The sequence below is a fragment of the Kordia sp. genome (assembly GCF_965283645.1).
Taxonomy (GTDB): Bacteria; Bacteroidota; Bacteroidia; order Flavobacteriales; family Flavobacteriaceae; genus Kordia.
On the sequence record NZ_CBDIPG010000001.1, the window covers coordinates 4,647,296 to 4,670,150 of the forward strand.

Here is a 22,855-nt window from a genome sequence, read left to right on the forward strand (position 1 = left end):
AAATCAAACACAAACATACAAAGCAAGCACTCTATGCGAAACCAAATATTAAAATCCAGTTTTATTCTAGCGATATTCTTTATGGCTAATTTGGCGAATGCTCAGAAAAAAGAAGACGATAAAGAGAAGGATAAGGAAGAAACCATCGGAACAGAAGTTGTAAACGTAGTTCGATCGTATACACCAACAATTTCGGATGCTTTCAAAATAAAACAAACGCCTTCGCTCAACGATAAAGAAACGAACAAAAAGAAAGAAATAAAATATTCAATCTTCTCGTTTCCAGTAGCATCAACGTTTACGCCAGCAAAAGGAAAAGCAGAAGGATTAAAGAAAGCTAAAAGAGAAAAACTATACAATACGTATCTATCTTTAGGTTTAGGAAACTACAACACAGCCGCACTTGATTTTTACACAAGTAGAGCTATTAGTAGAGATGAAACGTTTGATGTTTCTTTAAATCATCATTCTTCGCAAGGCGGAATTGACAATGTGCAATTGGATGACAAATTTTTTGATACAAAGCTAGACTTAGCCTACATCAATCGTGGACGCGATTTATCTTGGAAAGGAAAACTAGGATATCAACATCAAATTTATAATTGGTATGGAGTGCCAGAATTCATCTTGCCTACTGATCAAATAGTAACAATTAGCGAACAACAAACCTATCATAATATATATGTTGGTGCTGATGTAAATATGGAAGATTCGTTTTTTAACGGCGGAAAAATATTATACAGAAGAATGTTTGATGCGTTTAGTTCAGGTGAAAACAGAGTAATCATTCAACCAGAATTTGAAGTAGAAATTGCTGGCGAATTAATCAAAACTACAGTAGATTTAGACTATGTCGGCGGAACGTTTGAAAACAACTTTCAAGAAACAGGAAGCATTGATTACAGTACGCTAAAAGCAGGAATCTCACCAAGTTTAGTGATTTTAAGAGATGATCTTACGGTAAACTTTGGTGCAGGAATCTATGTTGGTTTAGATATTGAAAATAGTGAAAACGACATTTTTATCTATCCAAGAATAACTGCGCAATACAAACTAAGCGGAGACAATGTAATTGCATATGCAGGAATTGAAGGCGATTTAAAACAAAACTCATATTACGATTTTGTACAAGAAAACAACTTTGTATCGCCAACGTTGGCAATTGCACCAACCGATCAACAATACAATGGGTATTTAGGAATCAAAGGAAAGCTGAATGCTAACGTAAGTTACAATGCACGTGCTTCGTATATTGGAGAAAACAACAAAGCGTTATTTCAAGCCAATCCATTCAATCCTTCTCCAACAGCTGACAACGGATACACGTATGGAAACTCGTTCAATGTAGTGTATGACGATGTAACAACAATTGCAGTATTTGGAGAAATAAATGTAGACATTACAAGCAATTTCAAATTTGGAGTAAAAGCTGAATATTTCAATTATAGCACAGATCAACAAGCGGAAGCATGGAACTTACCAGAATTAGAAGCTTCAATTTTTGCAGATTACCAAATCACAGAAAACTGGTTTGCAGGTGCAAATATCTTCTACATTGGTGAACGTAAAGACTTAGTAAACCTCGGTGGAGGAGCTTTATCTCCAACCACACCAACGGAAGTAACCTTAGATAGTTTTATAGATATAAATGCACACCTTGGCTATCGTTTCAACGACAGATTAACAGCGTTTGTAAAAGCAAACAACATTGCAAATCAAGACTATCAACGTTGGGTAAATTTCCCAGTACAACAATTTCAAATCATGGGTGGAGCAACGTATAAGTTTGACTTCTAGAAAATAACAAAGTATAAACATCGAAAGCGTTCAATTCACATTGAGCGCTTTTTTTGTGAATTATCTTTTCAAAAACAAAAAGCTGCACAACAAAACATCAAAAAGTTGTATTTTTAAACCTTCAAACCAAAAAATCACCAAATGCAAAAACTAACCGCATTACTATTACTAGCATTCCTATGCTTTTCATGTTCCCAAAGAGAAGAAGTAGATACAATTATTTTCAATGCAATTATTTATACAGTTGATACTGAATTTTCAAAGGCAGAAGCGTTTGCTGTAAAAGATGGAAAATTTGTAGCCGTTGGAAACACCAATGAAATTCTAGAAAAATACGAAGCAACAAAAACGATAGATGTAGCTGGAAAAGCCGTTTTTCCAGGACTTATTGATGCACATTGTCATTTCTATGGTTTAGGAATGAATATGCAAAGTGTCGATTTAGTCGGAACAAAAAGTTATGAAGATGTGCTAGCAAAAGTTGAAGCGTTTCAAAAAGAAAAAAATGCACCTTTCATTGTTGGAAGAGGTTGGGATCAAAATGATTGGGAAGTACAAGAGTTTCCAACAAAAGAACGTTTAGACGAACTATTTCCAAATACACCAGTAGCGTTAATGCGTGTTGACGGGCATGCGTATTTGGCAAATCAGAAAGCATTGGATATGGCAGGAATAACTGCTGAAACAAAAATTGCTGGTGGCGAAATTCAACTAAAAGATGGAAAACTCACAGGAATTTTAGTGGACAATCCAATGGATTTAATTGATAAAGTTATTCCAAAACCATCCAAAAAACAACAAATTCAAGCGTTGCAAGATGCGGAAAAAGCATGTTTTGCATTCGGTTTAACCACAATTAACGATGCCGGATTGGATAAAAACGTCATCAATCTCATTGATAGTTTGCAAAAAGCAGACGCGTTGAGCATGCGTATTTATGCAATGATTAGCAATACGCCAGCAAATGTGGAACATTACATCAACAAAAAACCATACAAAACAGATTACTTAAATGTGCGTTCATTTAAAGTTTACGGTGATGGTGCTTTGGGTTCGCGTGGTGCTGTATTAAAAGAATCGTACAGTGATAAAGAAAATCATTTTGGTGCAATGGTAATTAATCCAGAAGATTTATCAAAATTGGCGGCGCGAATTGCAAAAACGGAATACCAAATGAACACACATGCTATTGGCGATTCGGCAAACTATCAAGTCTTAAAAACCTATGCCAGTGTGCTAGAAGGGCAAACAGATCGCCGTTGGAAAATAGAACACGCACAAGTAATTGATGAAGCAGATTTTGAACAATTCAAAAACAAAAACATCATTCCGTCTGTACAACCTACGCATGCAACAAGTGACATGTATTGGGCAGGTGAACGTTTGGGCGATAAACGTTTAAAAGACGCATATGCGTATAAAAAATTATTAGAAATTTCAGGTCAAGTAGCTTTAGGGACCGACTTTCCGGTAGAAGATGTAAGTACGTTTAAAACATTTTATGCGGCTGTTGCCAGAAAAGACTCAGAACAATATCCAAAAGATGGTTTTCAAATGGAAAATGCGTTATCTCGTGAGGAAACACTCAAAGGAATGACCATTTGGGCGGCGTATAGTAACTTTGAAGAAGCAGAAAAAGGAAGTATTGAAGTTGGAAAATTTGCAGACTTTATCGTTTTAGACAAAAATATTATGGAAATTCCTGAAAAAGAAATCTTAAATACAAACGTTACAGAAACTTATTTGGCTGGAAAGAAAGTAAATTAGATCGTTGGACTTCTTGGATTATTAGATTTTTAGAAATCACTAATACATATATTTTTGAAGTCAATAGCTGTTGCATTACGCATAATTGAAATCAAAATGAAAATACTTAAAAGTTGTCAAGATGCAATAAACAGTTAGTATTCTGTCTCTATTCAATAATCCAAAGCGTGAGCGTAATAAAAAATCTAACAATTCTATAAAAGAAAAAAACTCAGAAATCTTACGACTTCTGAGTTCTTCAAATAACCAATAATAACAATAAATAAAGAATAATTAAAAACTAAACGGTACAGCAACGCTGATATTGTCCCATGCTAATATCATGTTGGTACCATCAGTTTCTTTTTTGAACGCAATTGAAAAATATTCAACGGTATCAATATTGTTTACAGGAACGTCTAATCGGGCAACATCTTTGTCCTTATCATAATAATAAGAGCCCCAAACGTCCGTGTCTGAATTTAAAATAATTGTCCAAGATCTTTTTCCAGGAATCGTAAATAAAGTATACGTTCCAGCCTTGATTTCTTTATCGCCAAATTTTACATCTTGGAAAAACGTAACTTCAGTAGCTTCGTTTGCGCCTGTTCTCCATATTTTATCATAAGGAACTAAGTTTCCGAAAATAGATCTTCCTTTCTTTTGTGGTCTTCCATATACAACCTTAATAACAGGAGGCGCATTTCTTTTTGACTTAAAATAACTAATATCATGAGGACTTTTGTCGATATCGCTAAATTTTTGCGCGGAAACATCAACACTACAAAATAATAGTGCGATTAAAAAAACGGTAGCTAAAAAGCTTTTTTTCATGATGAATTATTTATGACATAAAACTACTAAAACTTATTCTTAGAATAATGTTAAACTTTTGCTGCAGATGTTAAAATTCTACAGACTTGTATAAAGTACGCTTTCATCATGAGTAAATTATCAATAAGTAAGGTGAAGCCATACAAATTTCTCAAAAAAATACAATAATTTTAAATACTTAATAATCTAAAACCAATATCATGAAGAAAAAAAAACAAGTTCAGTTTTTACAATTTAAAACAAGTACCATCGTAAATTTTTCGAACATACAAAGTGTCAAAGGAGGATTTAGAAACTTTACAGGAGATTCCTGTTTTGAAGTTTGCAATACAGATTTGAAAAACTGTACATGGGGAGAAGAGTAATGCATTAACTATAGCATATAATAAAAGAAGGAATACAATACTGTGTTCCTTTTTTTAGAATCTGAAAGTTTGAGATACATTTTTAAGATATTTTTTTTCAAATGTTATTAAAATGATCTTTTTTAGTTTTAAATTGTAACTATAATTGAGTGATGTGTTTTTAAATTGAAAGTTTAAAATCATATTTGTACTGTAATTATAACAATAAAAGAAAAGATTATGTGTGGAATTGTATGTGCCTTTGATCTAAAAGAAAAAGCAGAAGTATTACGTCCTCAACTTTTAGAAATGTCGAAAAAAATTCGTCATCGTGGACCAGACTGGAGTGGAATATATAGTAACGATAAAGCAATCTTAGCGCATGAGCGTTTAGCAATTGTAGATCCAGCTTCAGGAAAACAACCCTTATTTAGTGAAGATAAACAATTAGTATTAGCCGCAAATGGCGAAATATACAATCATAGAGAATTACGCAAACAGTTTGAGGGCAAATATACATTTCAAACACAATCGGATTGTGAAGTTATTTTAGCATTATTCAAAGAAAAAGGAAGCACTTTTTTAGACGAACTAAACGGAATTTTTGGATTTGCAGTATATGATGTTCAAGAAGATCGGTATTTAGTTGCCAGAGATCATATGGGAATTATTCCATTATACATTGGTTGGGATAAAAACGGTACATTCTATGTTGGATCAGAATTAAAAGCATTAGAAGGTGTTTGCAGCAAAATTGAAGTATTTCCTCCAGGAAATTATTTAGATAGTAAAGAAGGTGAATTAAAAAGATGGTACCAACGTGATTGGATGGAATACGAAGCCGTAAAAGAAAATCAAACAAGTATTGACGAATTGCGCGAAGCGTTAGAAGCATCAATTCACAGACAGTTAATGTCCGATGTGCCGTATGGAGTATTACTTTCTGGCGGATTAGATTCTTCAATTACATCTGCTGTCGCGAAAAAATATGCGCAAAAACGAATTGAAACTGACGATCAAAGTGAAGCTTGGTGGCCACAATTACATTCCTTTTCTATAGGATTAGAAGGTTCTCCAGATTTAGCCGCTGCTCAAAAAGTTGCGGACCACATTGGAACCATTCATCACGAAGTAAAATTTACCATTCAAGAAGGTTTAGATGCTATAAAAGATGTAATCTATCACTTGGAAACCTATGATATTACTACAATTCGCGCTTCAACGCCTATGTATCTATTGGCAAGAGTTATCAAATCAATGGGAATTAAAATGGTACTATCTGGCGAAGGAGCAGACGAAATTTTTGGAGGCTATTTATACTTCCACAAAGCACCAAGCGCAGAAGAATTGCACAAAGAAACCGTTCGTAAACTAGACAAACTCTATCAATACGATTGTTTACGTGCCAACAAATCATTAGCCGCTTGGGGAATTGAAGGTCGTGTGCCTTTCCTAGACAAAGAATTTATGGATGTTGCCATGCGCATCAATCCAGAAGATAAAATGATCAACGGCGAACGTATGGAAAAGTGGGTATTGCGTAAAGCATTTGAATCGTACTTACCAGAAAGCGTAGCGTGGCGCCAAAAAGAACAATTTAGTGATGGTGTTGGATACAGCTGGATTGATACCTTAAAAGAATTGGTAGAAAGTGAAGTGTCTGACGAGCAGTTAGAAAATGCTAAATTCCGTTTTCCAATTCAAACACCTAGAGCAAAAGAAGAATATTACTATCGTAGTATTTTTGAAGAACATTTCCCATCGGAAACTGCTTCATTAACAGTTCCGTCGGTTCCGTCTGTAGCATGTAGCTCAGTAACGGCGTTGGAATGGGATGAATCATTCAAAAACATGAACGATCCTTCTGGAAGAGCAGTAGCAAATGTTCACGAAGAAGCGTATTAGCATACAGCAAAATTAATTTTTGTTGTGTATTTTGTAAAAACAGAAAAGCGTCATATGGTACATGGCGCTTTTTTATTTTTTAGGACGAGTTTGCATACAAACGAAATCTGTATCTTTAAAAAATGAAGCTACAATTGGCAATACACAACTTTGAATTACCATTACAAAACCCGTTTACAATTTCTCGATACACGGTTACAGTTCAAAAAACGGTAGTGATTTCACTTTCGGACGGAAACTATACAGGATATGGTGAAGCAACGGTAAACCCGTATTACAACAGTACGGTTGAAAGTTTAAAGGCTTCCGCCAGAAGTGTCTCAGCTATACTTGAAGCTGTAGAAGAAAACATGCATCCTACCGAACTCTGGAAAGTTTTAGAGCCGAAATTACAAGACAATTACTTTGCGTTGTGCGCAATAGATTGCGCGTATTGGGATTTGTATGCAAAACAACAGCAAAAACCATTGCGACGTTTTTGGAGTGAGCACGATTTGAATCTTCCAAAAACAAACTTCACTATTGGAATTGATTCAATTGACGTGATGAAATCTAAAATTCAAGAAACGCCTTGGCCGATTTATAAAATAAAATTGGGAACAAAAAACGATATCAAAATCATACAAGTACTTCGTACAATTACAAATGCAGCTTTTAGAGTAGATGCAAATTGTGCTTGGACAGTAGCAGAAACGTTGAAAAATGCTGAAGCGTTCAAAAAACTTAATGTAGAATTTATAGAACAACCATTAAAAGCAGAAAATTGGGAAGGCATGAAAATTCTCAAAGAAAAAAGTGTATTACCAATCATAGCCGATGAAAGTTGTCAAAAATTGGCAGATGTTGAAAGCTGTGCAGAGGTATTTCACGGAATCAATATCAAATTGATGAAATGTGGCGGCATTACTCCAGCGTTGCAAATGATTCAAATCGCGAAAGCAAAACAGCTCAAAATTATGGCAGGTTGTATGACAGAATCATCCATTGGTATCTCAAACCTTACACAATTAGCGTCATTACTAGATTATATTGATGCAGACGGCGCTATGTTATTACAAAACGATATTGCAACAGGAGTTGACTTCAATAATGGCGAAATTGTATATACTTCTGAAAATGGTTCGGGAAGTCAATTAAATTAACTTTTCAAAAAATATAAAACGCTCAAAGCTTACTAAACTTTGAGCGTTTTATATATTAAGTAACTATATTACTGTTTGATAAACTTCTTCGTGGTTACTGCACCAGTTGAGGTTTCAAGCGTTATAAAGTATATTCCTTGTTGTAAAGTTGTAACCGAAATTCTTGCTGTTTCAACAGTTGAAGTAAACACGTTTCTTCCTTGTACATCAACAATTGAAACACTTTTAATAACTTGATTATCTTTAGAATCAATTGTTATAAAATCTTTAGCAGGATTAGGGTACAACTGAAAACTAGAAGCATCGATTGTATTTCTTGAAAGTGTTACAGCCGAATTACGCTCATGTGTTTCAGTATTTTCGTTAATTCCTAAAAAACTAGAAAAAATAGTTGCATCAGTATATCTAAAAGCAATATTGTCAGCAGTATTATCATAGTAGTAATACGTAGTTTGTGTCAATGTTCCAATATTATTAAAAATAGGAGGAATACTAAAACTTAAGTTTTGGTCAACACGTAAACGCGTTACAGGTGCTGCATAATCTGGAAAAGTAGCATCAGGAATATTTAAAGTTCCGTAGGCATCCACCGTTGCAGTAAATGTCCCTGTAAATGTTCCGTTAGTGCCTTGATACGAAAATGTTCCAGATACTGCGCCAGAATTAGTATCATTAAAATTTAAAGGAAACAATCCTACAAAAGCATTTGTATTACTATAATTTAAAACAATATCTCCTTGAGAAACACCTGTAATATACGTTCCACTTCCGTCTTCTCTTTGAAAAAAATCACTTACAGTTGGCGTACCACCTTGTGTTGTAATTGATAAAACCTCTGTAGTTCCAGGGTATGTTGATAATTGACCAGCTGTTGGTGCGGCATACGTGTCAATATTTGTTCCAGAAGCAGTTAAATTGTTAAATGTCCAAACTGTATTCATCCCAGTTGGTGATTGATCAAGTGCCGCGGCAGGTGTTACAATCGTAAAGTCCGTATTTGGATCACTGTTAAATGATGATATGGTTTGTGAAAAAGCTACAACACTAAAAAGTGATGCAAGAATGAGTAATTTTGTTTTCATAAATTTTGATAATATGTTGTTAGTTTGGTAAAATTAATAAAATCATACAATGAGAGCGTTAAAATAAAGTGTTTTCTTGTATAAATCACTATTTGTAGGTAGTTTACACAAAAAATTAAGCGTTAAAATATCGCTTCTACGCCATACTTTTCATTTCGTTGTCAGTCGCCCATAAAAAAACAACTTCAAAATGCCATAAAAGCTATTTTAAGACACTCTAAGCAGTTTTCGTTAAAAGGGGTAAATGTTAATAACTATTTAAAAAGGTGCTTAAAAGTGTTTAAAAATCAATTCATGATGTCTTATATTTGTTGTTTAACGATAGAAAAAATCAGAACGATTTTAATCGTTCCAAACCTATAAAAATTAAGGAGAATATTTATGAGCGAAGAAGCAAAAAAACAATATTCAGCCGATAGTATTCAGGCATTAGAAGGAATGGAACACGTACGTATGCGTCCTTCCATGTATATTGGAGATGTTGGAGTACGTGGATTACACCACTTAGTATATGAAGTTGTCGATAACTCTATTGATGAAGCACTAGCAGGTCATTGTGATACAATTAGTGTAATTATCAATGAAGACAACTCAATCACAACTGAAGATAACGGTCGTGGTATTCCTGTAGGAATTCATCAAAAAGAAGGCGTTTCTGCATTAGAAGTTGTAATGACAAAAATTGGTGCTGGTGGAAAATTTGACAAAGATTCCTATAAAGTATCTGGTGGATTGCACGGAGTTGGTGTCAGTTGTGTAAATGCATTATCAGATCATTTACGAGCAACCGTCTTTAGAGAAGGAAAAGTTTGGGAGCAAGAATATGAGCGTGGAAAACCTTTATATCCTGTAAAAGCGATAGGCGATTCTGATAAAAATGGAACAGTTGTAACGTTCAGACCAGATGCTTCAATCTTTACACAAACCTTAGAATACAACTACGAAACGTTAGCAAATCGTATGCGCGAATTGTCATACCTAAACAAAGGAATTACAATTACGCTAACGGACAAACGTAACAAAGACGAAAAAGGAGAATATATTGGTGATGTTTTTCATTCTACAGAAGGATTAAAAGAATTTATCAAATACTTAGACGGAAACCGTGAACAAATCATTAGTGATGTTGTAGCCTTTGAAGGAGAGAAAAACGATATTCCAGTTGAGGTTGCTATGACATATAACACGTCGTATTCTGAAAACTTACATTCGTATGTAAACAATATCAACACACACGAAGGTGGAACACATTTATCAGGATTTAGAAGAGGTTTAACGCATACGCTGAAAAAATACGCAGAAGGAACTGGAATGTTAGACAAGCTAAAGTTTGATATTTCTGGAGATGATTTCCGTGAAGGATTAACTGCAATTATTTCGGTAAAAGTTCAAGAACCACAATTTGAAGGGCAAACCAAAACAAAACTTGGAAACCGTGAAGTATCTGCTTCTGTAAGTCAGGCAGTATCTGAAATGTTAACAGACTACTTAGAAGAACATCCAGATGATGCCAAAACAATAGTCCAAAAAGTTGTTTTAGCCGCTCAAGCACGTCATGCCGCTCAAAAAGCACGTGAAATGGTGCAGCGTAAAACGGTAATGAGTATCGGAGGTTTGCCAGGGAAACTGAGTGACTGTTCTGAGCAAGATCCTGCAAAATGTGAAGTATTCCTTGTCGAGGGAGATTCGGCAGGTGGAACTGCAAAACAAGGTCGTGATCGAATGTTTCAAGCCATCTTACCTTTACGTGGTAAAATCTTGAACGTTGAAAAAGCAATGCAACACAAAGTGTTTGAAAATGAAGAAATCAAAAATATCTTCACAGCATTAGGTGTAACAATAGGAACTGAAGAAGACAGCAAAGCATTAAACCTTTCAAAACTAAGATATCATAAAATTGTAATCATGTGTGATGCCGATGTCGATGGATCGCATATTGCAACCTTAATCTTAACATTCTTCTTTCGTTACATGAAAGAACTCATTGAAAACGGACACATTTACATTGCGGCACCACCATTATACTTAGTAAAAAAAGGTGCAAAACGTAAATATGCTTGGGATGATAAAGAACGTGATACTATTGTTGACGAATTTGGTGGTGGCGCCAACATTCAACGATACAAAGGTCTTGGAGAAATGAACGCTGAGCAATTGTGGGATACAACAATGAATCCAGATTTTAGAACTTTACGTAAAGTAGTAATTGACAATGGAGGAGAAGCAGACAGAGTATTCTCTATGTTAATGGGTGACGAAGTACCACCGCGAAGAGAATTTATTGAGAAAAATGCAGTATATGCAAACATTGATGCATAAAGAATCAAAATAATATAAAAATAAAAAATGCCTCTTTTACGAGGCATTTTTTATGTGTTGTAATTATATACTCTCAACAAAATAAATCACTTTTTAATCAATTTTTCTATTGAAAACCCTTTAAAAATCAAAAAACAATTTCTTCTGTACAAGATTAGAACACAGTACGATGCTTTTTTTATCAAACTTTTAGCGAAAGCGAATAATTACCATGTACAGCTCTATTTTCTTTCTGGCGTATCTATAATTAGTGTTTTATTGCCATTGCCTTCACCAATAATTTCATAAGTAAAAGTTCTTGGCGTGCTACCATTACCAATGATTATCGTACTTAAGTATTGAGTTTCAAGTGTGCAATAGCTAGAGTATGCTCCTAGGTGAAGCTGCAAATGCAGTTGGAGTAAAGGAAAGTGATGATACTGTACTAAAAGTAACATTAATAGTATTTTCATCAATTACCATATAATATAATATCCATATGTATTGGTACATAAATACAGTTCTTACAAAACCAAATCAACGATAATTGCGTATTTATACATATAATCACTCTTTTTTAATCTAAAATAAAATAAAAAGGGGGAATTTCCTGTGTAAATTATTACACGATTTTACTATTTTTGATTTAACAAAAACCGAAATCTACAATGAAAAAAATTAAAACCTCACTCATCGCATTACTAGCAATGTGCTATGTAAATGCTCAAGACAACATTAATGAATTACTTGCCGCAGGTATTGATGATGCCAAACGTTTCAGTACAAACTACATTGCACCAGCTTCGGAAGGACTTGCTTACGGAATCAATACTGGTTGGTTTAACAATGCAAAAGCACCAAAACGCTTCGGCTTTGAAATTTCAATAGTTGGAAACGTTTCTTTCTTTGATGATAGTAAAAAATCATTTCAACTAAATGTGGCAGACTATGAAAATATTCGTTTTCCAGATAACAGTCCGTCAAAAACGGTTGCTACTGCTTTAGGAAACAACGAACCAGATATTACAGTATTAGTAACCTATAGTGATCCAATTTTTGGAAACCAAGAAGTAGAAGTTACATTGCCAACAGGTATTGGAGCAGAAGACGTAAGTTTAATTCCAACAGCATACATTCAAGCAAGTTTTTCTCCATTTAAAGGAACACAAGTAAAAGGTAGATTCTTTCCAACGGTAGACACCGAAGATGTAAAACTAAGTTCATACGGTTTCGGAATTCAACAAGAATTCACATCGTGGTTGCCAGCAGAAAAAGTATTTCCTGTAGCAATTTCAGGATTAATTGCGTACACACATTTAAATGCCAACTATGACTTTACAAATTCAAGTGTTGTTGATGGCGACAATCAGCAAGTAGAAACAGATGTAAACACATTATTATTTCAATTAATCGTAGGAACAAAATTTAAAATAGTAAACTTTTACGGAGGTTTAGGGTACATAACAGGAGATTCTAAAACAAGTTTACTTGGAACATATACCGTAACAGACGGCGTATTCTTCTCAGAAACTATTACAAATCCATTTACAATAGATCAAGATATTTCAGGAATTAGAGGAACATTAGGAGCAAACTTAAAACTTGGTTTTTTTGGCTTAAATGCTGATTATTCTATTGGAGAATTTGATTCAGCAAGCTTAGGAATTAACTTTTCATTTTAAACATATTTTAAGGCTTACTTGTTTTCTAAACAGCAGATTAATTCGTACTTTTGCACCTTAGAAACAATACATTAAAAAATATAGAATATGAAAGTTACAGTTGTAGGAGCAGGAGCCGTTGGTGCTAGTTGTGCAGAGTATATTGCAATCAAAAACTTTGCTTCAGAAGTGGTTTTATTAGACATTAAAGAAGGATATGCTGAAGGAAAAGCAATGGATTTAATGCAAACAGCTTCTTTAAATGGTTTTGATACAAAAATCACAGGAAGTACAAATGACTACACAAAAACAGCTGGTAGTGATATCTGTGTAATTACTTCTGGAATTCCTCGTAAACCAGGAATGACGCGTGAAGAATTAATCGGAATCAATGCAGGAATTGTAAAAACAGTTTCTTCTAGCTTAATTGCACATTCACCAGAAACGATCATCATTGTTGTAAGTAACCCAATGGATACAATGACGTATTTAGTTCACAAAACAACAGGATTACCAAAAAATAGAATCGTCGGAATGGGTGGAGCTTTAGATAGTGCTCGTTTCAAATACAGATTGGCAGAAGCATTAGGAGCGCCAATTTCTGACGTTGACGGAATGGTAATTGGTGGTCATAGTGACAAAGGAATGGTGCCATTAACAGCACATGCAACACGTAACAGTGTAAAAGTTTCTGAATTCTTATCAGAAGAACGTTTAACACAAGTAAAAGAAGACACCAAAGTTGGTGGAGCAACCTTAACTAAATTATTAGGAACTTCAGCTTGGTACGCACCAGGAGCAGCAGTTTCAGGATTGGTTCAAGCAATTGCTTGTGATCAAAAGAAAATGTATCCTTGTTCAGTTTTATTAGAAGGAGAATACGGATTAAACGATTTATGTATTGGTGTTCCAGTAATCTTGGGGAAAAACGGAATCGAAAGTATCGTAGAAATTAAATTAAGTGATGCTGAAAAAGCACATTTATCAGAAAGTGCCGAAGGTGTAAAGAAAACAAACGGATTATTAGAATTGTAAAATTCGAATCTATATACATAAAAAACCCTCATGAGTGTATGCTTATGAGGATTTTTTATTTTCATCAATTATTGTAACAATTTAACGCAGTACACTACTTATGTTGTGATACGTAAAATATAAAACATGAAAAAAATAATAATAGCAATTACCTTAATATTTAGTGTAACAGTTTCTGCTCAGAAGAAAATTACTGAAGGAAAAATTATTTCAAAACAAACAATGTCAACGGACAATGAGCAAGCACAAGCACAGTTTGATGCAATAGGAGAAATGGGGACCGTAGCTTATTTTAAAAACAAAAACTCTCGTTCAGAAATCAAAAATCCTGCGACAGGAGATATAACAACGGTTATCAACGCTGATAAAAACGAGATGTTAATGTTGATGGACAGTCCAATGTTGGGGAAATTATACATGTTGAAAAAGAACTTTGTAAATCCTGAAGACGCAAAAAATATTACGGTAACAAAAGGAGAAGCGACAAAAACAATATTAGGATATAAATGCGATCAATATATAATTGCTATTGATAAAGATGGAGTTAACATGAAGATTGAAATGTTCACAACAGAAAAAATTCCAGTTATATCACAACAAACAATCGAATACGGTGATCAAATAAAAGGTTTTCCTTTATACGTTACTATTGAGATGAATCAAATGGGAATCGATATGAAAATTACCACAGAAGTTACCTCTGTACAGGAAGAAAAAGTTTCAGAAGAATTATTTGAAACAACACCGCCCGAAGGATACAAAAACATGGAAGAGCAATAAAAAAAGCAAAAAAATAAATTTCTAAAGGCTACAAAAGTATATTTGTAGCCTTTATTGATTAAAAAATATAGAATAGTAAAATGAAGAAAGCATATATTGTAGTTAGTACAACGTTATTGTTAATAGTAGTAACAGGCTGTAGCAAATTGTTTTTTAGTCCAACTCATATGATTCAACTTGAAGTTGAAACAGGCAATCTTACAGAAAGTCAAAAACAAGAAGCTACAATCAATATTCAAAATCGACTTGTATCACTTGGAGCAAGTAATGTAAGCGTAGTTTCTGAAAATGAACAAGTACTAACACTAAGTTATCGAGGAGATTTTACACCAGAAATATTAGAGGCATGTTTTTCAACTACAGGAAATTTAGAGTTTTTTGAAACATGTACATCTAGAAAACTCATCATGGACTACTTCTCAGAAAAATATCCTTCCGCTACTGACGATGAAAAATTAACCACTGACGAGACTAGCGTAAATAATGAAGCTCTTGAATTTATGGAAAACATCAATATTAAAAAAGAGTCTTATGGCGGTATTTTTGGACATGTTTCTGAGGAAAATAAAGAGCGTTTAAAAGCGACATCAATTTACAAAACGCCTATTTTTATAAGTTCTATCAAAAAAAGAGTGAAATTTCTATTGGGAAAAGATTATAATGGAATGTGCGAGCTATATATGGTTTTTTTAACATCAGAAAATGAGCCACATTTAGATGGTAAGTATATAACTAGTGCTTATTATAATCCAAGTACATACAATGATCGTTATGTGGTTGATTTGCAAATGAATGAAGAAGGTGCCGTTATTTGGGAAAAATTAACCGAAAAAGTATATAATAGTAGAGGGTACATTGCCATTGTAATTGATGATATTGTATATTCAGCTCCATCGGTTAGTGTAGGAGCTATTAAAGGTGGGAGATCTCAAATTTCAGGAAGTTTTACCAAAGAAGAAGCGGCTGTACTTGCAAGTGTTATTCATACAAGAGGAATTCCGAAAGTTAAAATTTTGAAAATTACAGAGTTGTAAAGGTTTAAAATATAAGGAGTTAATCGTATATTTTTTTCATCGTAATAAGTTTCCATGGATATGTATATAACAAATATAGTTTTTGGCCTAATTTGTTCACTTATAAAGACTTCTTATCAATATATTACTGAAAATTAATTGCAAAACACTACGTAAATGCGGTCATTATTTTTATATTTGGCGCATGATTGCAAAAAGGTATTTTAGTGCTTTTATCATTCTTATCGTACTTCTTGGTTTTTACAAGGAGCAAACTCCTGTGCCAAATCAGGAAATAGAGCTTCAATTTGTTGATCAGCAAGTTGTTATTGAAGATACGCAAAATATCATTGAAGCAATTACGAAGCAATTACAAGCATTAGGAATTACAGATATTCAAGTTCGAGAACAAGAAAATGGTATCTTAAAAATTTCCTACTACAGTGAAGCGGAAGTTGCTGCTGTTAAAAAAACACTTTCTTCCAACGGAATTGCTTCAAAAAGTGAATCTGGAAACACTCCAACAAATACAAACGTTTTCAAGTTTAAAGATTCTGGAAACGTTGATACATTTAAGTTAGACATATATGAAATTCAGACGGTTTCAAGTCCGTATGTTGGAATTCACGGAAAGTACATTCTAGCCTTACAAAAAGATTATGACAAAGCACCAACTCCAAATTCATTTGGACATGCGTATTCGTACGTTACGGGCGAGTTTCAAACCATAATCGCGTTAGCATACACAGAATCAACATATACTACGATTCTAAAAGAAAGCATATCATACGAAATTCCTGATGTACGCGCAGGACCTTTATCTTCTTTACATTCTTAAAATCGGCTACTACGCGCTATTGTGTATAAAGCTGTTTCATCACAATTAAATCACGAAAAAAATAATTGTCAAATCATACGGTAAATTATATATTTGCTCGTTTTAAAAAATTTGACCAAAAATATTGAATAATGCAGAACAAAGGATTAATAAAATTGTTTGCCATTTTATTCGGATTGGTAAGTATTTACCAATTATCGTTTACGTTTATCACGAATAAAATTGAAAATGAGGCAAAAACGTATGCAGTTTCACAAGTGCCAAAACCAACGGACGGTGAATCTGAAACAAAAGAAAACGCATCAAAAAGATCGCGTGTTGAAAAACAGTATTTAGATTCTATCGATAGAAACGAACCAATCAGTTACGGTTTCACGTCGTTTACATACGCTGAAGCGAAAGAAAAAGAACTAAATAAAGGGTTAGACCTTAAAGGTGGAATTAATGTAATTCTTCAAATATCTGTAAAAGATATCCTAAAAGGATTAGCAAATAACACAGAAAACGAAACGTTTAACAAAGCTTTGGAAAGAGCAGATGTGTTACAAGCAAGCGCACAAGAAGATTATGTAGAATCTTTCTTTAGAGCGTTTGACGAATTAAAGCCAGAAGGATTATTATTGGCAGATTCAGACATCTTTTACACACAAGCATTACAGGAAGATATTACCTCTTTTAAAATGCCTGATAGTGAGGTGAAAAATGTTATTAGAAAAAAAATTAACGAATCTGTTATTTCTGCAAAAGAAGTATTAAACAAGCGTATTGATGAGTTTGGAGTTACACAACCAAACATTCAGCGTTTAGGAACTTCTGGGCGTATCTTAATTGAATTGCCAGGAGCGAAAGATGTTATTCGTATTGAGAAATTAGTACAAACAACAGCTGAGCTTGAGTTCTGGAAAACATACAATGATAACTCAAAGTTAAGTACATACCTTGCCGCAGCAAATGAGAAGTTAAAAGAACTTCCTCAATATGCTTCTCAAAACGAAGTTAAAAAAGAAGATACTGACACAACAGAAGATGCTGATGCAACTGAAACTGAAGCTGAAGCTGGACAAGATGATCAAGAAGCGGCAGATTTATTAACGTCTACTGAAGAAGATAGTTTAAATGTAGTAAATCCATTATTTGACCGAATCAACTTTACATTTCAAGGTGGTGGAATTATCGGTAAAGTAAAAGAATCTGATAAGGATACAGTACTAAAATTACTTAACAACGATATTGTTAAGCAAGTAAGACCAGCAGAATTGCGTTCAGTACGTTTTGCTTTTGGTAAAGAAAAAGATGCACAAGGATTCCAAGATTTATATGTGTTAGATGGAGAAAGAAAAGGGGCAAAAGTAGAGCCTCAAATGAAAGGTGACGTAATTGATGGCGCAAGTCAAAGTTTTGCACAAGACGGGAAAGCAAATGTAAACATGCAAATGAACGGAATTGGAGCAAAGCAATGGGAGAAATTAACTGAAGAAGTACACAAAGAAAGAGGGTTTATTGCAATTGTTTTAGATAACATTGTATACTCTGCACCAAGTGTAACCAACGGAAAAATTTCTGGTGGAAACTCTCAAATTTCTGGAACATTCACAATTGAAGAAGCGCAAGATTTAGCAAACGTATTACGTGCAGGTAAGTTACCAGCAAGTGCAGATATCTTACAATCAGAAATTGTTGGTCCATCATTAGGACAAGAAGCAATTGATAGTGGTTTAATGTCGTTCCTTATTGCATTGGTATTAGTACTAGTTTGGATGATATTCTATTACGGTAGAGCTGGTGTTTTTGCAGATGTTGCCTTAGTATTCAACATCTTGTTAATATTTGGTGTACTAGCAAACTTAGGAGCTGTATTAACATTGCCTGGAATTGCGGGTATTGTATTAACTATAGGTATGTCGGTGGATGCCAACGTACTTCTGTTTGAACGTGTTCGAGAAGAACTAGCAAAAGGAAAAACTTTACGAGAAGCAATTGACCACGCATTTAGCTGGAAAGGAGCTATGTCTTCTATCTTTGATGCCAACATTACAACTGGTTTAACGGCTTTAATCTTATTCTTATTCGGAACAGGGCCAATTAAAGGTTTCGCTACTACGTTACTAATTGGTATTGCAACTTCATTATTTACAGCAATCTTTATCACTCGTTTACTAATCGATTGGTATTTAGAAAAAGGAAACACATTAGCATTCTCTACAGGAGCTACGAAAAACTTATTCAGAAACAACACTGTTGAGTTCTTAAAGAAGCGTAAAATAGCATACGTAATTTCTGGAGCTGTTATATTAGTAGGATTAGGATCGTATTTCTTTGGAAACGGATTAAATGAAGGAGTTGATTTTGTTGGAGGACGTTCATACCAAGTACGATTCAAAAATGATGTAAGTCCACAAAATGTAAAAGAAAAACTTGCAGTAGTTTTTGGAGCTGAAAACTCACCAGAAGTAAAAACTTTTGGAGATGCAAATCAGTTAAAAATAACAACAAAATATAAAGTAAACGAAACAGGAACTGCCGTTGATGACGAAATCAAACAGAAATTATTTGATGGCGTAAAATCATTCTTACCTGCGGATATGGATCTTGAAAAATTTGTTGATGGAGCAGAAGATAAGGATGCAGGAATTATGCAATCAATCAAAGTTGGACCAACAATTGCGGATGACATCAAGAAAAACTCCTTCTGGGCTGTATTAGGTTCGTTAGTGGTAGTATTCTTATACATCTTATTACGATTCAGAAGATGGCAATTCTCACTTGGAGCAGTAATAGCTGTATTCCATGATGTGTTAATTGTATTAGGTATTTTCTCTTTGGCTTGGAAATTCCTTCCATTCAACATGGAAATCAACCAAGCATTTATTGCGGCAATACTAACTGTAATTGGATACTCGCTAAATGATACCGTGGTTGTATTTGATAGAATCCGTGAATTCATGGACGAAAATGCAAACTGGAAATTTAGCAAAGTGGTAAACGCGGCACTAAACAGTACATTAAGTAGAACGTTAAATACGTCATTAACTACGTTAGTAGTATTATTGGCAATCTTTATCTTCGGTGGAGAATCTATCCGTGGATTTATGTTTGCTTTAATTGTAGGTGTAGTTGTAGGTACATATTCATCTATGTTTATTGCAACACCAGTTATGTTTGATACGATCAAAAAAGGTGATATCAACAAAGGACTAGAAGAAGTTGCTGAATAAGCAATCTTAACATAGAATTCATAAAAAACGCCACTCAAATCGAGTGGCGTTTTTACATATAAAAATTTTATACGAGAATCTGTTATCGTTCTTTACAAACAATCACCGAGTTTTCGCAAATGCCACCACAAGTAACATTAGTTACATTTGTTGTTGGTTGTGCTCTTCCTCCAGTAATTTCAAAAATTGCAACTGCTGACTTGTTTAAAGATAAATTTTTTAAATTTTTAGTTTTCATAATTTTGTGAATTTTAGTTATACCCTAAAAATAAAAATCTATTCTAAAAACATAGTAGGGTAAAACCATACATTTGTACGACAGTTGTATCTAATGTGAAAAGAATACGAGAATAACTCTGAAAAAATTGCTACTTATTTGGAAAGTTGTTCGTTATAGGTTTTTTCTAGAGAAATTAACTTTGTCCAATAAGGATCGTGTAAGCGCGCTTTTTTAATAAATGCTAGTGCTTGTTTAATGTTATCTTTCTTTCGGAATATATAAGCGTACAACAAAAGTGAATCTGCTTGCAACTTTTTCTTATGAAGGTCTAAATAAAGAATGCACAAAAAATATAATTTTAGTGCGTATAAAACACTTGCAATTTTATACACTTTATCTTTTTGTTCGCAATAACTAACAATATACATTGCTTCAGTATACTGAATAGAAGTGCTCGAAGTTTTTAATTTGAAGTATTGTTGTAAGGCTGCATACAACTTTTTTTTTTGAAATAAATATCACCTAATAACATGCGTACAATGGTACTATTTCTTGCTTTTGGAAGATTTTTTAAAACGTGAATGGCTTTATCCAAAGTACCGTTTTCAATATATATTTGACTTTTAATAACTTGAGTTGCGACCGAAATTTTATAATGCTTCGTTTTGAAAGCGTTTATAAGTTGTAACGCTTGCGAATGTTGTTTAAAATACTTTAAAGTTTTAATTTTTTGATAAATCAACCAATCATCTGTTGGATGTTTCTGTAAATACTCATCAATTTGTGCTAAGTATTTCTTTTGTTTCGATTGTACAAAAGTAACATTTGCACTAATATGATGATTCAAATAACAATTATGATTAATTGCAATAGGAATGTTATTTTCGATAAAAAAATCATCCAAACGTTCATGAATCGGATATCGAAATTTAGCCTGCGTTTCTCGTTTGAATAATCGAATAATATTTACAGGAAACTGTACCTGTTTTAAATCGTGATGTTGTTTGTAGATTTCTTTTCGAATGATAGAAAATGCATCAGTTTTTGCCGCTTTCAAATTTGATATAAAATCGACATCATACTGAAACGTTTCGTCAGCATCAATAATTAATATCCATTCGCCTGTTGCTTTCGAAATTGTGAAATTTCTTGAAAAAGAAAAATCATGAATCCATTCTTTAACATAGATCTTAGACGTATACTTTTTGGCAATTTCTAGGGTAGTATCTGTAGAAAAAGCGTCCAATATAATAATCTCGTCAGCAATATCTTTTACAGATTCTAAACAAGATTTTATATTAGACGCTTCATTCTTTGTTATAATGCACGCGGATAAGAACAAAAGTTACGAGTGGTAAAAAGAAGCTACTTCGTTTTGTTCTGCCTCGTCACTAGCGCCACCTACTATTTTTGAAGGATCGCTAACAATATTTTTTTTGACTTTTTTAAATACTATTGAAGATACATAGTGTAATAGACTCATAATGATTTTCGTTTTTGTTACATCTAAATATACTAAAAAGAAATCAACTGTACATATGTATTTAAGAGAATGGATTTTTTGATGAAATTCTAAAAGGTGTTTTTTACGATTTAATTCTTCTCGAAAGAGATAAAATCACCAATTTCTAACAGCCACTTTTCAGCCAAACCAGCATTTACTTCTAATACGTACATAGCTGGAATTTCGGACGGTAAACCTTCTATATTTAGTGGAACCGCATTTTCTTGAAAACTGACAATTTTTTTATGTTGATCTAAGTAAATAATATCTAAAGGAATGTACGTGTTTTTCATATAGAAATTACGTGGAAACTCAGCAGAAAATATAAATAACATTCCTTGGTTTTCCTCCATTGACGTTCGATACATTAAGCCAGTTTCGCGTTCATAGTCGGTTTCTGCAAATTCGATATCAAGTGTAACAACTTCATCACCGTTTACTTTAAAAAGCGTTAATTCGCCTTCTTTAGTAAACTTAATTTCAGCTGTTTTTACTTTTTTATTTTCATCATTTTTGCACGAAACAAAAGCAATTGTGAAACAAAGGATCAGTAAGATTTTTTTCATGTCGCTGTTGCTGTATTTTTAGTTTTTCTAAACATAAAGTAAAGTCCAACAATAATAAACGGAATACTTAGCCATTGTCCTGTAGAAAGTACATTTCCGAGCTTATCTTCAAATCCACCTTGACTTTCTTTTACAAATTCAACAAAGAAACGGACAGTCCATATAAGTACTAAATACAATCCAAAAAGGTATCCGTGTTTTTCTTTTTTAGATGTTTTAAGATAAACAAACAACAAAATGGCAAATACAATAACGTAACAAAATGCTTCGTATAATTGCGCCGGATGACGCGGAAGTGTATCGCCTCTTCCTTGAAAAACGACACCAAAATCAGAACCTGTATATTTTCCAACTATTTCCGAGTTAAAGAAGTTTCCTAAGCGTACAAATGCACCACCTATTGAAGAAGGAATGACAACTTTATCTAAAATCCAAAGCAAGGTTTTGTATTTGTATTTACGCCTGTGTAAATACATGGCTGTAATGACTCCAATAGCTCCTCCATGACTCGCTAATCCTGCAAATCCAGTAAATTTATATCCATTTATAAAGCCAAATAAACTTGCGTTTGGATCTTCTTTTATGGGGAGTAAAATTTCTATCAAATGATCTTGGTAATAATCCCAATCGTAAAAAATAACAGCACCTAAACGCGCACCAAGTAGCGTAGCGATTACAGAATACATAAATAACGAATCTAAATACTCTAAAGGTATTTTTTCTGCTTCATAAATTCGTTTCATGATATAATATCCTAAACTAAATGCAATGATAAACATTAGGCTATAATATCTGATTTGAATTGGACCTATGCTGAATAATATTTCGCTAGGATTCCATGGAATACTTAAAAAGTGCATATGGAGTTATTTATA

The 22,855-nt window shown here is 33.6% G+C and carries 20 protein-coding genes; 12 read left to right on the plus strand and 8 right to left on the minus strand.

Translation table 11 applies throughout. From position 1 onward, the window contains the following. The first annotated feature begins 33 nt into the window (after positions 1 to 33). Together ACQ654_RS20485 and ACQ654_RS20490 are read left to right on the plus strand one after the other, a co-directional pair. Complete coding sequence (locus ACQ654_RS20485; RefSeq protein ID WP_430412207.1) at positions 34 to 1,797, plus strand: TonB-dependent receptor; 1,764 nt, start codon at positions 34 to 36, stop codon at positions 1,795 to 1,797. 141 nt (positions 1,798 to 1,938) lie between these two features. Then, positions 1,939 to 3,564, plus strand: coding sequence for an amidohydrolase (locus ACQ654_RS20490; RefSeq protein ID WP_430412208.1), 1,626 nt, complete (start codon positions 1,939 to 1,941; stop codon positions 3,562 to 3,564). Between the two features lie 273 nt (positions 3,565 to 3,837). On the opposite strand, the gene ACQ654_RS20495 is transcribed toward ACQ654_RS20490, so the two are convergent. Further along, on the minus strand, positions 3,838 to 4,377 hold the full coding sequence (locus ACQ654_RS20495; RefSeq protein WP_430412209.1) for a DUF2911 domain-containing protein: 540 nt from the start codon (positions 4,375 to 4,377) through the stop codon (positions 3,838 to 3,840). Between the two features lie 200 nt (positions 4,378 to 4,577). Between ACQ654_RS20495 and ACQ654_RS20500 the strand changes: the two genes are divergently transcribed. From ACQ654_RS20500 to ACQ654_RS20510, 3 genes are all read left to right on the plus strand, one after another. Continuing rightward, entirely contained in the window at positions 4,578 to 4,742 is a 165-nt protein-coding gene (locus ACQ654_RS20500; protein ID WP_430412210.1) for a hypothetical protein, read from the plus strand. A gap of 219 nt (positions 4,743 to 4,961) precedes the next feature. Then, complete coding sequence (gene asnB, locus ACQ654_RS20505; RefSeq protein WP_430412211.1) at positions 4,962 to 6,626, plus strand: asparagine synthase B; 1,665 nt, start codon at positions 4,962 to 4,964, stop codon at positions 6,624 to 6,626. Between the two features lie 122 nt (positions 6,627 to 6,748). Continuing rightward, on the plus strand, positions 6,749 to 7,768 hold the full coding sequence (locus ACQ654_RS20510; protein WP_430412212.1) for a dipeptide epimerase: 1,020 nt from the start codon (positions 6,749 to 6,751) through the stop codon (positions 7,766 to 7,768). Between the two features lie 68 nt (positions 7,769 to 7,836). Here the strand turns inward: ACQ654_RS20510 and ACQ654_RS20515 are convergent, their stop codons facing one another. Continuing rightward, positions 7,837 to 8,850, minus strand: coding sequence for a T9SS type A sorting domain-containing protein (locus ACQ654_RS20515; RefSeq protein ID WP_430412213.1), 1,014 nt, complete (start codon positions 8,848 to 8,850; stop codon positions 7,837 to 7,839). Between the two features lie 381 nt (positions 8,851 to 9,231). Between ACQ654_RS20515 and gyrB the strand changes: the two genes are divergently transcribed. The 7 genes from gyrB to secDF all read left to right on the plus strand — a co-directional run bounded on the left by gyrB (position 9,232) and on the right by secDF (position 19,690). Next, positions 9,232 to 11,169 carry a DNA topoisomerase (ATP-hydrolyzing) subunit B gene (gyrB, locus tag ACQ654_RS20520; RefSeq protein WP_430412214.1) on the plus strand — a complete coding sequence of 646 codons (1,938 nt, stop codon included), beginning with the start codon at positions 9,232 to 9,234 and terminating at the stop codon, positions 11,167 to 11,169. 647 nt (positions 11,170 to 11,816) lie between these two features. After that, positions 11,817 to 12,830: a DUF6588 family protein gene (locus ACQ654_RS20525; protein WP_430412215.1), complete on the plus strand. Its 1,014-nt coding sequence runs from the start codon at positions 11,817 to 11,819 to the stop codon at positions 12,828 to 12,830. A gap of 87 nt (positions 12,831 to 12,917) precedes the next feature. After that, positions 12,918 to 13,844 carry a malate dehydrogenase gene (gene mdh, locus ACQ654_RS20530; protein WP_430412216.1) on the plus strand — a complete coding sequence of 309 codons (927 nt, stop codon included), beginning with the start codon at positions 12,918 to 12,920 and terminating at the stop codon, positions 13,842 to 13,844. Positions 13,845 to 13,970: 126 nt separating this feature from the next. Further along, the gene (locus ACQ654_RS20535; protein WP_430412217.1) at positions 13,971 to 14,624 is read left to right on the plus strand and encodes a DUF4412 domain-containing protein; all 654 of its coding nucleotides are present in this window, start codon (positions 13,971 to 13,973) and stop codon (positions 14,622 to 14,624) included. 80 nt (positions 14,625 to 14,704) lie between these two features. After that, complete coding sequence (locus ACQ654_RS20540; protein ID WP_430412218.1) at positions 14,705 to 15,658, plus strand: SecDF P1 head subdomain-containing protein; 954 nt, start codon at positions 14,705 to 14,707, stop codon at positions 15,656 to 15,658. A gap of 184 nt (positions 15,659 to 15,842) precedes the next feature. Continuing rightward, entirely contained in the window at positions 15,843 to 16,475 is a 633-nt protein-coding gene (locus ACQ654_RS20545) for a hypothetical protein (protein ID WP_430412219.1), read from the plus strand. A gap of 131 nt (positions 16,476 to 16,606) precedes the next feature. Continuing rightward, entirely contained in the window at positions 16,607 to 19,690 is a 3,084-nt protein-coding gene (gene secDF, locus ACQ654_RS20550) for a protein translocase subunit SecDF (protein ID WP_430412220.1), read from the plus strand. Positions 19,691 to 19,772: 82 nt separating this feature from the next. On the opposite strand, the gene ACQ654_RS20555 is transcribed toward secDF, so the two are convergent. The 6 genes from ACQ654_RS20555 to lgt form a co-directional block, all read right to left on the minus strand. After that, positions 19,773 to 19,928, minus strand: coding sequence for a hypothetical protein (locus tag ACQ654_RS20555; RefSeq protein ID WP_430412221.1), 156 nt, complete (start codon positions 19,926 to 19,928; stop codon positions 19,773 to 19,775). Positions 19,929 to 20,062: 134 nt separating this feature from the next. Then, positions 20,063 to 20,257 (minus strand): hypothetical protein, encoded by a 195-nt coding sequence (locus ACQ654_RS20560; protein WP_430412222.1) that lies wholly within the window; start codon positions 20,255 to 20,257, stop codon positions 20,063 to 20,065. Positions 20,258 to 20,373: 116 nt separating this feature from the next. Next, entirely contained in the window at positions 20,374 to 21,252 is an 879-nt protein-coding gene (locus ACQ654_RS20565) for a glycosyltransferase family 2 protein (RefSeq protein ID WP_430412223.1), read from the minus strand. A 3-nt stretch (positions 21,253 to 21,255) separates the two neighbouring features. Next, positions 21,256 to 21,393, minus strand: coding sequence for a hypothetical protein (locus ACQ654_RS20570; RefSeq protein WP_430412224.1), 138 nt, complete (start codon positions 21,391 to 21,393; stop codon positions 21,256 to 21,258). A 110-nt stretch (positions 21,394 to 21,503) separates the two neighbouring features. After that, complete coding sequence (locus ACQ654_RS20575; protein ID WP_430412225.1) at positions 21,504 to 21,980, minus strand: DUF192 domain-containing protein; 477 nt, start codon at positions 21,978 to 21,980, stop codon at positions 21,504 to 21,506. After that, positions 21,977 to 22,840 carry a prolipoprotein diacylglyceryl transferase gene (lgt, locus tag ACQ654_RS20580; protein WP_430412226.1) on the minus strand — a complete coding sequence of 288 codons (864 nt, stop codon included), beginning with the start codon at positions 22,838 to 22,840 and terminating at the stop codon, positions 21,977 to 21,979. Before lgt ends, ACQ654_RS20575 begins: the two co-directional genes overlap by 4 nt. Between the last annotated feature and the right edge of the window lie 15 nt (positions 22,841 to 22,855).